15 protein-coding genes are annotated in these 13755 nt (G+C 52.9%); 6 read left to right on the plus strand and 9 right to left on the minus strand.

Translation table 11 applies throughout. The features are described 5' to 3' along the window. Window positions 1-42: 42 nt before the first annotated feature. Window positions 43-321: an oxidative damage protection protein gene (locus tag K0I31_RS05670; protein WP_011864926.1), complete on the minus strand. Its 279-nt coding sequence runs from the start codon at window positions 319-321 to the stop codon at window positions 43-45. Window positions 322-323: 2 nt separating this feature from the next. Next, the gene (mutY, locus tag K0I31_RS05675; RefSeq protein ID WP_220080188.1) at window positions 324-1382 is read right to left on the minus strand and encodes an A/G-specific adenine glycosylase; all 1059 of its coding nucleotides are present in this window, start codon (window positions 1380-1382) and stop codon (window positions 324-326) included. Between the two features lie 283 nt (window positions 1383-1665). Here mutY and trmB point away from each other — a divergent pair, with 283 nt between their 5' ends. From trmB to K0I31_RS05705, 6 genes are all read left to right on the plus strand, one after another. Beyond that, window positions 1666-2382, plus strand: coding sequence for a tRNA (guanosine(46)-N7)-methyltransferase TrmB (trmB, locus tag K0I31_RS05680; RefSeq protein WP_220080189.1), 717 nt, complete (start codon window positions 1666-1668; stop codon window positions 2380-2382). Between the two features lie 30 nt (window positions 2383-2412). Further along, entirely contained in the window at window positions 2413-2736 is a 324-nt protein-coding gene (locus K0I31_RS05685) for a YggL family protein (RefSeq protein WP_011864929.1), read from the plus strand. Next, complete coding sequence (gene glsB, locus K0I31_RS05690) at window positions 2736-3650, plus strand: glutaminase B (protein WP_011864930.1); 915 nt, start codon at window positions 2736-2738, stop codon at window positions 3648-3650. The genes K0I31_RS05685 and glsB overlap by 1 nt, the downstream gene beginning before the upstream one ends. 312 nt (window positions 3651-3962) lie before the next feature. Next, window positions 3963-4793, plus strand: coding sequence for a YggN family protein (locus tag K0I31_RS05695; protein ID WP_011864931.1), 831 nt, complete (start codon window positions 3963-3965; stop codon window positions 4791-4793). A gap of 345 nt (window positions 4794-5138) precedes the next feature. Then, window positions 5139-6080, plus strand: a complete 942-nt coding sequence (locus K0I31_RS05700; RefSeq protein ID WP_011864932.1) for a LysR family transcriptional regulator — start codon at window positions 5139-5141, stop codon at window positions 6078-6080. A 750-nt stretch (window positions 6081-6830) separates the two neighbouring features. Next, entirely contained in the window at window positions 6831-7505 is a 675-nt protein-coding gene (locus K0I31_RS05705; RefSeq protein WP_258406579.1) for a hypothetical protein, read from the plus strand. Between the two features lie 134 nt (window positions 7506-7639). On the opposite strand, the gene K0I31_RS05710 is transcribed toward K0I31_RS05705, so the two are convergent. The 7 genes from K0I31_RS05710 to proC form a co-directional block, all read right to left on the minus strand. Then, window positions 7640-9481 (minus strand): DUF885 domain-containing protein, encoded by a 1842-nt coding sequence (locus K0I31_RS05710; RefSeq protein ID WP_220080191.1) that lies wholly within the window; start codon window positions 9479-9481, stop codon window positions 7640-7642. A gap of 135 nt (window positions 9482-9616) precedes the next feature. Continuing rightward, window positions 9617-10756 carry a radical SAM family heme chaperone HemW gene (gene hemW / locus K0I31_RS05715; protein WP_220080192.1) on the minus strand — a complete coding sequence of 380 codons (1140 nt, stop codon included), beginning with the start codon at window positions 10754-10756 and terminating at the stop codon, window positions 9617-9619. After that, on the minus strand, window positions 10756-11355 hold the full coding sequence (gene rdgB / locus K0I31_RS05720; RefSeq protein WP_220080193.1) for an RdgB/HAM1 family non-canonical purine NTP pyrophosphatase: 600 nt from the start codon (window positions 11353-11355) through the stop codon (window positions 10756-10758). Before rdgB ends, hemW begins: the two co-directional genes overlap by 1 nt. A 141-nt stretch (window positions 11356-11496) precedes the next feature. Beyond that, complete coding sequence (locus tag K0I31_RS05725) at window positions 11497-11931, minus strand: DUF4426 domain-containing protein (protein ID WP_011864937.1); 435 nt, start codon at window positions 11929-11931, stop codon at window positions 11497-11499. Window positions 11932-12017: 86 nt separating this feature from the next. Then, window positions 12018-12308 (minus strand): DUF167 family protein YggU, encoded by a 291-nt coding sequence (gene yggU / locus K0I31_RS05730; RefSeq protein WP_220080194.1) that lies wholly within the window; start codon window positions 12306-12308, stop codon window positions 12018-12020. Continuing rightward, complete coding sequence (locus tag K0I31_RS05735; protein WP_220080195.1) at window positions 12309-12857, minus strand: YggT family protein; 549 nt, start codon at window positions 12855-12857, stop codon at window positions 12309-12311. It abuts the gene before it with no gap. A gap of 60 nt (window positions 12858-12917) precedes the next feature. Beyond that, entirely contained in the window at window positions 12918-13736 is an 819-nt protein-coding gene (proC, locus tag K0I31_RS05740; protein WP_220080196.1) for a pyrroline-5-carboxylate reductase, read from the minus strand. Window positions 13737-13755 lie beyond the last annotated feature (19 nt).

Below are 13755 nucleotides of genomic sequence, written 5' to 3' on the forward strand. Positions count from 1 at the left end.
GCGCCCATTGGCGCTTTTTACTTTTATAGAGCGAGTAATTTATTACTCGTCATCTTTTTGCGGAACATAGCCTTCGATCTCGACCTCTTTGCCCTCAAACAGGAAGTTAACCATCTGCTCTTCGAGGAATTTGCGATCGTCAACATTCATCATGTTGAGTTTCTTCTCATTGATCAGCATGGTCTGCTTGGCCTGCCAGAGCGACCAGGCTTCCTGGCTGATGTTGTCAAAAATTCGCTTACCGAGTTCACCCGGGTAGAGCTGAAAGGCTAGGCCGTCTGCCTCTTTCTTAAGATACTGGCAGTTCACTGTACGCGCCATGATTACTCCTTATTTGATACTGAACCTAAGCTGGCGAGGATCCGCTCTGTGGCGGCGGCCAGACCAACCTTGGGTGGCTTGGCTATGTTATACCAGAGAGAGCCGCTCTCTTCCATGATCTCATGTGCGCTTGTGGCCTGGTGTGCCACAAAGGCGCTGATATCCAGATGGAAATGGCTGAAGGTGTGACGAAAACTGTCTATCGGCTCCTGACTTTCGAGTGTCAGCCCTTTTGTTTCGGCAAACTCCTCGAGCGCTTCCAGGCTGTCAAACTGCGGAAAGCACCAGAGGCCGCCCCAGATCCCCGCAGGTGGGCGTTTGCTCATCAGCACTCTATCATCATCTTTAATCACTAACATATAGCCGAGCTTTTCCGGAATAGTCTTCTTCGGCTTCTTGCCGGGAAACTCAGTCTGGCGGCCCATCAGCTGCGCCTTACAGTCGATGGCGACGGGGCACTGCTCGCACTTGGGCTTAGAACGGGTGCAGATGCTGGCGCCAATATCCATCATCGCCTGATTGTATTTGGTCACACCTGCTTTTGGAGTCAGGCTGTTGGTGAGCTGCCATAGCTGCTCCTCCACCTCGCGCTTACCGGGCCAGCCTGCTATGGCGCCGTGTCTGGCAAGCACTCGCTTGACGTTTCCATCTAATATGGGGTGATGTTGTCCAAGAGAGAGTGAGAGTACCGCCCCAGCGGTCGAGCGGCCAATGCCCGGCAGGGCGAGTACTTGCTCGAATTGGGTGGGGAACATACCATCATAGTCGCTGGCGATCAGCTGGGCGCTCTTATGTAGGTTACGCGCCCTAGCGTAATAGCCAAGGCCGGTCCAGTGGTGCAGTACCTCATCCTGATCGGCATTTGCCAAGTCCAAGATAGTGGGGAAACGCGCCATAAAGGCTTCAAAGTAGGGGATAACGGTGGCAACCTGAGTCTGCTGCAACATGATCTCGGACACCCATACCTTATAAGGGGTCTTATCTTGTTGCCAGGGAAGATGCTTGCGTCCGTGTTTGTCGTACCAGGTGACGATGCGCTGGTGAAATTGCTCTGTTTTCATGGCGCTCAGTCTATAGAGGGGTAAGGTTTTTCTCAACCAAAATGGCATCTCAAGGACGCCATGGCTCGCACGCCGTGGGATAATTGGTATACTTTGGCAACATAGGGCTTGCCTTAGCGCAGTAACTTTGGATAATGCCCTTCTTTTTATAATTTTCCAATCATATAAGTGTCAGGATCCCGTGGGATCATATGAGTTTGTGAGTCGAGCCTAGAGTCGCTTGACGCTGACTTTTTCTCGGCGCTATATGGCCAACCAATGGCAGATCTGAGGCTGAAAAATAATGAGCGAAGTGACCACCGCAGAGTTTAACGAAGAGGGTAAATACCTTCGCAAAGTGAGAAGCTTTGTTTTACGTGAAGGACGTTTGACCAAGGGCCAGGCGCAGGCGATGGAGCAGCAATGGCCTGTGATGGGATTGGACTACTCGCCCGAGCCACTGGATCTGGTCAAGGTGTTTGGCCGCGAGGCCGATACAGTGCTGGAAATTGGGTTCGGCATGGGTGCCTCGCTGGTTGAGATGGCTAAGGCGGCTCCCGAGCTTAACTTTATCGGTATCGAAGTTCACAAGCCTGGCGTGGGTGCCTGTCTTGCTGATGCGGCTGAGGCCGGCGTCACCAACCTGCGCGTGTTCCACCACGACGCCATCGAGGTGTTGGAAAACAGCATCCAAAACGGAAGCCTAGCCAGAGTACAGCTATTCTTCCCAGATCCTTGGCACAAGAAGCGTCATCATAAGCGCCGTATCGTTCAGCCGGAATTTGCCGAGCTTATCCGCCGCAGCCTTAAGATAGGTGGTGTGTTCCACCTGGCGACCGATTGGGAAAACTACAGCGAGCACATGTTAGAGGTGATGAGCGCGGCGCCTGGCTATAAGAACCAGGCGCAGGATGGCGACTTCGTGCCCCGTCCAGATCATCGACCGCTGACCAAGTTTGAGGCCAGGGGCCATCGTCTGGGACATGGCGTCTGGGATCTGATGTTCGAGCGTACCGAGTAAGCTTAATTTCTATAAAAAGAGGGAATACACATGGCAACACGTAGTCGTCGTTTACGTAAAAAATTACGCATTGATGAGTTTCAAGAGTTCGGCTTCGATGTGAATTGGACCTTCGATGATTCGGTAAGCGAAGAGCAGATCGATGCTATCGTCGATCAGTTTATCGACCAGGTGATCGAGGTGAGAAAGCTGGGTTTCCACGGTGGCGGCCATAAAGAGTGGGAAGGCATCATCGCCACTCAAACTATCGGCAAGTGCACCGAAGAAGACAGGCAGGCCGTGAGTGACTTCTGGAAGAGTCAGCCGGTAAAAGACGTCGTGGTCAGCGAGCTGTACGACATCTGGTGGAACTAATGCCACAGAAGGACCTGCTCGAGACTATTATCGAGCAGGTGCGTCCTCTGCTGGGAAAGGGCAAGGTCGCCGACTATATTCCTGCCCTGGCCGAGGTGGATCCTACCAAGCTTGGGATCGCCGTGACCACAATCGATGGTCAAACCATAGGGGCTGGAGACTATCTCGAGCCCTTTTCGATCCAGAGTATCTCTAAGGTCTTTAGCCTCACGGTCGCCCTGACCCTGTACGAGGAGGCCGAGATCTGGTCTCGCGTCGGTAAGGAGCCCTCGGGGCAGTCCTTTAACTCCCTGGTGCAGATAGAGCTCGAGCGCGGAGTACCGAGAAACCCCTTCATTAACGCCGGCGCTCTGATCATAGCCGATCTATTGCAGAGCCGCCTCGGCGCGCCTAAGCATCGTATGCTCGAGGTGGTCAGAAAGCTCAGCGCCAACCCCCATGTGATTTATGATAAGCGTGTCGCGGCCTCTGAATATGAGCATAGCGCCCGCAACGCGGCCATCGCTTACCTGATGAAGTCCTTCGGCAACTTTAATAACGACGTCGATAGGGTGCTGAGAAACTACTTTCACTACTGCGCGCTGAAGATGAGCTGCGCCGATCTATCCAAAGCCATGCTCTATCTGGCCAATCGAGGCCAGAGCCTCTCGGCAGAGCAGGTGGTTTCGCCCATACAGACACGTAAGCTTAACGCCCTGTTGGCGACTTCTGGTCTGTACGACGGTGCGGGTGAGTTTGCCTATCGCGTCGGCATGCCGGGTAAGAGCGGCGTGGGCGGCGGCATCATAGCCGTGATCCCGGGCGATATGAGCATCTGTGTCTGGTCGCCCGAGCTGGATAAGAACGGTAACTCTCTAGCGGGCACAGCCGCACTCGAGAAGCTCTCCCAAGCCCTGGGCCGTTCTATCTTCTAACAGAGCGCCAGATTAGGCGCGCTCTTCCATTTAAACCTTCGTTCTGTCTTTATCTTTCTCTGCATTTTACTTTTCATCTCTTAGCTGTATTCAAATCGATGGTGAAATTTACTAAAAACTGGTTGAAGGCTTTACTTTTGCTCGTTCATCGCCGACTTACAGCCTTGGTCTACATCGTAATTTCTAGCTAATCCATTGATTATATTTAATTAGTCAAAATTGGCACGATACCTGTATTGTTAGTCATCAACGACACATGGTGCACCTTAAGCTTCTCATCATGTGATTTTCGATGACTTAAGGAATAAGAATATGAAGAAATTGACCGCATCTCTTGGACTGACAGCTTTCGTACTTGCCACCACCAGCGCCGCCTGGGCCGGTGAAGATAAGGACAACCATATCTCCTTTGGACGGGATGACAAGCAGTGCGAGGTGAGCCTCAACTATGATGTTTCCGTCGAACCTAGCAAGTTAGTGGTCAGTGAGGCGAAGAAAGAAGTGTATCGCATCGAACTTGGCCGCCTCTATGTTAACGGTGACAAGGTTGAGCTCAATGACAAGCAGCAGGCGCTGGTTAATCAATATGCCGGTGAAGTATCTAAGCAGCTTCCCGAGGTGATCGATGTGGTGCATGACGCCGTCGATATAGCCTCTACCGCCGTGAGCATGGCGCTCACGCCGCTGCTGGGCGATGCCGCCGGAGCCAAGATTGATGAGATGATGGACGGCCTGTCGAAGCGCATCGATACGGTTGCCTATCAAAATGGCGACAAGTTCTACCTGGGGGCCACCGAATCTTCTATCGAAGACACCTTCGGCAAAGAGTTCGAGCAAGAGATGGAGCAGCTGGTGCAGAGCTCTATCGGTAGCATGATGATGACCCTGGGCAGCGAGATGATGAAGGGCGACGGTGAGAGCTTCGAGGAGAAGATGAATGCCTTCTCGGCCAAGATGGACAAGGTGGGCGACGATATCGAAGCCCAGATTGAACAGCAGGCCACAGATCTCGAGGCGCGCGCCGACAAGCTGTGTGACAACTTCCAGCAGCTGGTGGCCCTAGAGTCTCAGATGCGCAGCGAAGTACCGGCCCTACGTGACTACCCACTGGTGAGCGCTAAGCAACAAACCCTGCGGGAATAGCCCGCAAACGATTTCCTCTGGCATAGCAAGATCCACATTTCCCTGCACTTACCTTGGGTGCAGGGCTTTTTTTATTCTGGGCCAGCCATTGTTATGACTTTTCCTCCACTCCTAACTGGGTGTATAGTGGCTAGAAAATAGGTATTAGAATCAAAGAGCAAATCTTTGGTATACTTGTAAAAAATAATAACAATGCTGGCGAAATTTCGATAACGAAATGGCTAACAGTCTGACTCTACTCTTAAAATAATCTGCATAGTCAAGGGGATAACTTCGCACTTAGGAGGTATCTCTATGATTTATAATTGGTATTTATAGGGTCGCAAACACCTTAAGGCTATTTAAATGTTAGAACTTTTAGAACCTATTGCAATTTTTACTCATGTTGCTCGCGCCGGGAGCTTTAGCTCTGCCGCGCGAAAATTGGGGATTTCTAAATCAAAGGTCAGTACTCAGGTTGCCGACCTTGAGCATAAATTAGGTGTTCAGCTGATACAGCGTACCACTCGTAGCTTGAGTCTAACCGAGGCGGGACAGCTGCTTTATGCCCAGGGTGAAGAGTTGCTTCGCGATGCCGATCAGGCGGTCGCCAGCGTACACAATCTCAACGACGCCACACGCGGCGTACTCAAGGTGGGGATCTCCCAATCCTTCGGTACCATGCACATCATTCCTGCCTTGCCTGATTTTATGGCCAGACACCCTGAGCTGGAGCTACAGGTTAGCCTGTTGGACCATAAGGTTGACGTGGTTAGTGAGGGCTTAGATCTCCTGTTGACCATGTCTGAGCAGCTGCCGCTTGGCATGGTGGCCAGGCCCCTGATGAAGTGTCAGTTTCTACTGGCGGCATCTCCCGAGTATGTGGCCAAGCACGGTTACCCTGAGCGTCCAGAGCAGCTGGTGGACCATAACTGCCTCGTGTATCACGGCGAGTGGCATGAGCACAGCGTGTGGCAGTTTAAGAAGGGTGATGACTACTGTGAGATTGGCGTATCGGGTAACTTCAGGGTCGACAATGCGCCTGCGCTTAAGTCTGCCGCGGTGAGCGGCCTGGGTGTGGTGTATCTTGCCAGTTACCTGCTTGAGAATGAGATAGAGAAGGGCACCCTGGTTCCCTTATTGCCAGAATGGCAGTTGACTCACCATCTGCCATTGCAGGCCGTTTACCCAAGACGTAAGCACCTGGCACCTAAGGTGAGCGCCTTTATCGACTTCATTAAGGATCATATCGGTTCACCACCATATTGGGATGAGCCATACGCCGCCCTGTATGCCCAGCGTAAATAGCAGGATGTGGCTGAAAAAACAGCATTTTATCCATGTTGCTGTTAAGGTCTTTACGATTTTCAGTTATCAATAACTTAAAAACATTGTTCTGGTAACAAGACGATAACCCCCGGTATTTTTGATGTCGGGGGTTATCTTTTTATAATCATATAGTTGCACTGGTATTACCTCTCTATTTTGCGATGGCTTATTTAGCTCAAGCTAAAGCTTGAGAGGAATTCACGTTGCAGTCTGTTCTTAATTTAATACAATGGTGGCAGTTGATATCGGGATGACCTGAATCAGTTAGCCGAGCCAGAGAATGACCCCTCTCTCGTTTGGTTACACAGGTCGGCGTTACTGCAATCTTGAATCAATGCTGGCAGCGGTTTAAGAACTAAAACAATGCTAGCCTTAAAACCATCATCCTAGTTTTGGTTTACCCCAGCAAAGATTGCTGGGGTATTTTTCTTTTAGGGCCTCGGTTTATTGAGCGTCCAGATCTCAGCCCAATCTTTTCCTGTAGCTTCCTCCTTAAGTCATTGCGCTCTGGCTTTGACCAAGCATCTTCATCTTTTAGTTTCTTATGACTGAAAAATAAAGATAGTTTAATGCGCTGTGCATGGTATCTGAGTACTACTCAGGGTATCGTGCTGATATTGTTTATTTCAGCTCGTTTCGTGTACGACGCATTGCATAAAGGGCATCGTTTAAAGGCCATTGCATAAAGGGCATGGCGCGATGAGTGTGAAGCGAGATAAAGGGAAGTCTATGGCGCGTAAGATCTTATTGTTGATTGTGGGTTTGCTGGTTCTAGTGGTGCTGGCGGGTGTCTATCGTTTTAATTTTACAAATGACGATCTCTATGTGGTTAAGGAGGATGGTAGTGTCATCCCCTTAGATGAGGATGTTGATAAGGTGATGCTTACCCTCTTTAGCATCAAGACCCATAAGGCTTGGTCTATCAAGCTGCCCGAGTCTCAGGCTGAGGCGAGACTCACCAGTATCAGCCTGAGCGGCGACAGACGCTTTGCCAGCGGCGATTACCAAGATGGCCCAGAGCGGGGCAGTGTGCATCTGGACTATATGAAGATAGTGACCCTAAACCATGTCGCCGATGGGGATGAAGAGCGCGTGTCGGATACAAACAGCGACGAGATGCTGTTTGTGGCGCCTTTCTTCGTCTCCAATCAGGGCAGCGGCGTGTTCGCCTATCTGGGGCTGTTTAGCATCAATCACAAGCTTGGTGATATTAAGCAGTTAGACAGCTACTTTATCGGAGACAGAGTCGAGATAAGCGCCCTGCAGACCGAGGAGCCGTTTGATCTGACCTCGAGTGTGTCGCTGAGCTATCTCACCCATGGCGATCAGCAGGCGATGGCCGAGGCGCCCACCAACAAGGTGACTAAGCTTATCAAGGTGACCCCTAAGGGCTTTAGCGAGTAAGCCTTAATCTTCAGCTAAGAGGCGTTAGCCTTGATTGAGAACAGGATTAGCCGATAAAACTAAAAAGGCCGCTCTGGTTGAGAGCGGCCTTTCTTATGGCTAACTATGTCTTAAATACTGGCTCTAGTGATGAGTTAGGCCTTATGAGCCCAGTTCATCACCTTAGCCTCCAGCACATCCAGCGGCAGCGGTCCGTTCTTGAGTACCAGAGTGTGGAACTCGCGAATATCGAACTTATCGCCCATGATCGCCTTGGCCTTCTCGCGAATATCGACAATCTTGAGCATGCCTATCTTGTAGGCGGTCGCCTGTGAAGGCATCACGATATGACGCTCCACCATCTTGATGGCGTCTGACTCGGCATTAGGGGTGTTGTTGACATAGTATTGGATCCCTTGCTCGCGGGTCCAACGCTTGGCGTGGATGCCGGTATCAACCACCAGACGGCATGAGCGCCATAGCTCCATGGCTAGGCGGCCAAAATCTGAGTAGGGGTCTTTATACAGGCCCATCTCCTTAGGGAAGAATTCGCTGTACAGGCCCCAGCCCTCTATGTAGGCGGTGTAGCCGCCAAACTTTCTGAATTTAGGGATCCCCTGCAGCTCCTGGGCAATGGCGATCTGCATATGATGGCCAGGAGTACCCTCGTGGTAGGCCAGTGCCTCCATCTGATACTTGGGCATGGCCTCCATGTCATACAGGTTGGCGTAGTAGGTGCCTGGGCGGCTGCCATCCGGGGTCGGCTGATTATAGAAGGCCTTACCGGCCGATTTTTCTCTGAACGCCTCGACCCGTTTGACTATCATGGGCGCCTTAGGCTTAACAAAAAACACCTCATCCAAACGAGAGGAGATGTTATCTATCAACGCCTTGGCATCGTCTAGATAGGCGGTGCGGCCTTCCTCTGTGTCGGGATAGTAGAACTGCTTATCTTCACGCATAAACTTGAAGAAGGCCTTAAGATCGCCCTCGAAGCCGACCTTCTTCATGATGGCGCGCATCTCCTGATGGATGCGGTCCACCTCGGCTAGCCCCAGCTGGTGGATCTCATCGGCTGTCATTTGGGTAGTCGTGGTGCGTGCCAGGGCGTTGTTGTAGAAGGCCTCGCCGTCTCTGAACTTCCATACACCATCTTTGGTATCGGCGCGCTTTTCCAGGGTTTCGACATAGGCGATAAGCTTGTCATAGGCGGGCTTGACCTGAGCGGTCAGTGCCAGCTTGGCCTCATCGAGCAGTTTATTGCGCTGCACATCGTCTATCGCAAGCTTAGCCACCTTGCGCTGAAAATCTGCCCAAATGGCGCTGTCATCAGTTTGATCGAAGGGGGCGCCGCTGATGATGTTGCGGCTGTCTGACAGCACATAGGCAAACACAAACTTAGGCGCTATGATGCCCGCCTTGGCGCGCTCTTCTAGGGCTTCTTCCAACTGCTGCATGTAGTGGGGCACACCCTTGAGGCGGCTGATATAGGCCTCGGCGTCCGAGACGCTGTCTATCTGATGTTGGTTGATCAGGAATGATGCCACCATGGAGTGGCCGCCATACATCTGGTTAACCGGATAAGTATACAGGCGCCACTTGTAGTCGCTGATGCTCTGCTCGAGTTTCTGAGTCAGCAGGTCGTAGCTAAGCAGGGTCTGGGCATCTAACTTGCTTTTATCTATCTGCTTAAGCTGGGCCAGATGCTGCTTATCTCTTGCAAGGCTCTTCTTGTCGGCGGCTTCACCGCGCTCATCCCACTTGCCATAGTCTGTCTTGATCCCAAGATGGGTCTGGCTGATAGGGCTGGCCATCACATTTTCCATGAAGATGGTTTCGAACAGCTGATTGGCCTTCTCCGATTCCTGGGCGCTGATCTTCTGTACGGGTTCGCTGGCGCTAAGTAGAGGGAGTGAAACTGGCGCGGCGTGCACTGCGCCAGAAAGGAGTGTCGCCAGTGAGATGGCGAGCATAGTTGTTTTTGTTTTTATTGGCATGACTTTATTGGCTTAACTCTATTGGCCAAACTTGGCGTTTGTTGATTAGTGCCTGTTATCCTAATAAAGCCCACGATTAAATATGCAAACTAAGTGTTAGAAAATGTTTCTGTTCCCCTCGAAAGAGGGGAAAGATTATTCGCAAAATAGCCCAAGTAGTTCGTTGACAAACATCTGCCCCTTGGCCGTGAGCTGCCAATGTTCATCTTGTATGATGACCAGCCCCTTGGCCGCGCCCCGCGCCATGCCTTCATCCAGCACCTCTGCCGAGAGGCCGGTGCGGCTTTCAAACTCGTGCTTAGGGATGGGCGACATCAGTCTCAGGCGGTTCATTAGATATTCCAGCGCCCTGTCTTCCGCTAGCACCTCGCTCTTATCGAATAGATAGTCACCGGCGCCCAGATAACCCTTGGGATGCTTTATCTTCACCGTGCGGTAGATGCGCTGATCTTCTGCCATGGTTATCTTGCCGTGGGCACCACAGCCGATCCCCAGATAGTCACCAAACTGCCAGTAGTTGAGGTTGTGACGACACTGGTAGCCGGGCTTGGCGTAGGCGGAGATCTCATACTGCTCATAGCCGAGCGCCGCCAGGCGCTGCTGGCCCTGCTCATAGATCTGCCACAGCGCCTCATCATCCGGCAGCTGTGGAGGCTTAGAGTGAAACAGGGTATTAGGCTCTATGGTGAGCTGATACCAGGAAAGATGGGGCGGATTGAGGGCCGCCGCCTTATCGATATCCCCCATCGCCTCCTCGAAGCTCTGATTGGGCAGGCCGTGCATGAGATCCAGGTTAAAACTCTGATAACCGGCCTGGGCCGCCTTGCTGGCCGCAATCTCGGCCTCATGCTTGTCGTGAATTCGCCCTAGCAGATTGAGCTTATCGCTGGAAAAACTCTGCACGCCGATGGAGAGGCGAGTCACCCCGGCGGCGCAGTAGGCGCTAAAGTCATCGTGCTCCAGGGTGCCAGGGTTGGCCTCCATGGTGATCTCTATATCCGGCGCAAAGGGGATCAGCGCCCTCACGCCATCGAGCAGTCGCTTTATCTGGCTTGCATCGAACAGGGACGGCGTGCCGCCACCGATAAAGATGGAGTGCAGGCTGCGTCCCTGAACATAGGCCGCATCGTTTTTCAGATCATTGAGCAGGTCGTCCACATATTCCTGCTGCGGCAGCTCACCATGCTGGCCATGGGAGTTGAAGTCGCAGTAGGGACATTTCTGCACGCACCAGGGAATGTGAATATAGAGACTGAGCGGAGGAAGCGTAAGCATTAGCCGAGTACACCCTTGGCCTTGAGTTCGCTTAGCAGCAGTTGCATCGCCTTGCCTCTGTGGCTGAGGGCATTCTTCTCATCGCTGCTCAGCTCGGCGGCGCTGCACTCGTGCTCGGCCGGAATAAAGACTGGATCATAACCATGACCGTTATCGCCTTTAGGCTCGAAGCCTATGCTGCCCTCCCAGGAGGCCTGGCAGATGATGGGGGTCGGGTCTTTGGCGTGACGCATGTAGACCAGGATGCACTGAAAGCGCGCGCTGCGCTTATCGTTGTCAGTCAGGGCGCCGAGCAGCTTAGTGTAGTTGTCGCTATCGCTCGCGCCCTCGCCGCCGTAGCGGGCCGAGTAGATGCCGGGGGCACCCTCTAAGTCGTCTACTTCCAGGCCGGAATCGTCGGCGATGGCCGCAAGGCCGGTTACCTGTGCGGCGTGGCGAGCCTTGATGATGGCGTTCTCGACGAAGGTGGTACCGGTTTCCGGGACCTCTTGAACATTAAATTGGCTCTGTGGCAGGACTTCGATGCCAAATTCGGCAAGGATCTCGGCAAACTCTTTCAGTTTTCCCTTGTTGCCGCTGGCTAATACGATTTGATTCATTTTCGCTGACTCATGGTGGCAGGTTTCAATGGCCGCAATCATACCCAAGCTGGCGGGGAAACGATAGGGCATCTGCTTAAATAACAACAAGCCGCGCTAGGCGCGGCTTCAACTGGGTTTGAAGTGGCTTAATGGTGCCGCTTAATCGACGTAAAACTTCTGCTTAAACTTCAGCTGAGTGTTGAGCTTGTTGCCATACTTGATGGCTATCTGAAAGTTGATCTCCTGATCGTCCCGGTAGGGCACCTCGGCGATGTAATAGATGGCCTCACCTTCGCGGATCTCCTTGAAGGTCAGCTCTACCCTGGCATCGAGCAGGTTGTTGGCGATCCCCGAGATCTCTACCGGAATGGCCGGCGTGCCTTCGGCGCTGGTATCGAGCACAGAAATATTGATAAGGCCGGTATAGCTGCTGCGCTTGATGCCATAGGTCTTGGCGATAGAGGGGGTGATAAAGGTACTGCCCAGGGCAACATAGTGGATATCGAAATTGCCGACGCTCTGCTTCTGCTCCGCCGCGGCATTGCCCATGCTAAGCAGGGTAAGCGCCAGGGCACAAAAAAGGGTACGTATCATGGTGAACTCCTGTCACGGGATAATTGATTCTAGTATAGCTATTAAAGTCTTAGGCTGCGGCGCCTTAGTTTATTTGCTTACACATTTCATGGGATTAAGACAGATATAGCCTCTGGGATCTCCTTTGGCATCACCACGCGGATCTGCTTGTGGCGCCCAAGTTCCCCCTTCTCGATAAGGATATTGCCCTTGGCCGTCTTAAACTGCTTCGCCAGAAACTTACACAGGTGGGCATTGGCCTTGCCGTCGATGGGCGGGGCGGTAATGGCCACCTTAAGCTCGTCGCCGTGGGGACCAACAATCTGGTCCCGGCTGGCTTTAGGCTGGATATAGAGCCTGATGACGAGGTCGTCTTGCTCTTTGGTGACAACCGCCATCTAGACGTTGGCCCAGAAGGGAACGTACTGAGACAAGAGCTTGTTGATGAAGATCAGACCGAACATGAAGATCATCACAGAGAAATCCAGACCGCCCATGGGAGGGATGACCCGGCGGATAGGGGCGACCAGCGGCTCGGTCAGCTGCGCCATCACCATCTCGATGGGGTTGTGGCCCTGGCTGACCCAGCTGAGGATGGCGCGCAGGATAAGCATCCAGAACAGCAACACGCCTGCCTGTTTCACCACTGAGACCAGCGCCACCAGGAGTATGATAGGCAGGTTAATGGCGGCGCCCGCCATCAGGCTGAGGATCACAAACTTAATCACCACCACCGCCAGGGCGAGTACCACTGAGGCGGTATCCAGCCCGCCCAGTGGCGGCAAGAAGCGGCGCATGGGGCCTACCACGGGATGGGTCGCCTTGACGACAAACTGGCTGAAGGGGTTGTAAAAATCGGCGCGGGCCAGCTGCAACCAGATACGAATGATGACCACCATGAGGTACAGGTCAAACAGGGTGTTCACTAAAAAACTTAATGCATCCATTGTGTTTCTCTACTGTGCTGTATCGAATAAAACTAGGGTTAAACCTATATAAGGCCAGCCCTAAAACTGCTTCGCCATCTCCTGGGCCCTGTCCATGCAGTCGTGCATGGCGGTGCGCACTATCTCCCTCAGGCCGGCGCGCTCGAACGCCGCTAGGGCCTGAGCCGTGGTACCGCCCTTAGAGGTGACATTTTCCCTTAATTGCGCCGGTGAAAGCTGTGGATTCTGCTTCACCATAGCGGCCGCGCCTAATGCTGCCTGCTGCACCATCTCTCGGGCGGTCTGCTCGTCGACGCCATCTTGTTTGGCACTGTCAATCATAGCCTCCATCATAAGGAAAAAATAGGCTGGAGAACTGCCCGCCAACGCGATCACCTGGTTGAGATCTTCTTCCTTTTCGACCCATACGGTTTCGCCGCCGGTTTGCATCAGCTGCTCACACAGCTCGCGGTCTTGCGCGCTCACGCCCTGCTCGGCGTAGAGCCCGGTCATGCCAAGGCCTATCTGTGTCGGGGTATTGGGCATGGTGCGGATAAGCTGAATCGGCTGCTTGAAGAAGGCGTGGTAACGCTCAGCCGTGACCCCGGCGGCTATGGTGACGATTAGCTTGTCTTTCAGCTTGAGTCCGCTCATCGCCTCGCACACCTGCTGCATCAGCTGAGGTTTCACCGCCAGTACGATAACGTCGGCCTCATCGGCAGCCTGCAGGTTGTCGTGGGAGACTCGAATGCCTAAATCCTGCTTAAGAGCGATGAGTTTGCCTTCGCTGGGGTTAGTGGCGTGAATAAGCTCTGGCGCATAGCCGCCCTTGACCAGGCCGCTGGTGATACTGCGGGTCATGTTGCCCGCGCCGATAAAGCAAATCTTCTTCTGTGTCATAAGGGTCTCTATTTATTCG

The sequence above is a fragment of the Shewanella spartinae genome, assembly GCF_019457555.1.
Lineage (GTDB): Bacteria > Pseudomonadota > Gammaproteobacteria > Enterobacterales > Shewanellaceae > Shewanella > Shewanella loihica.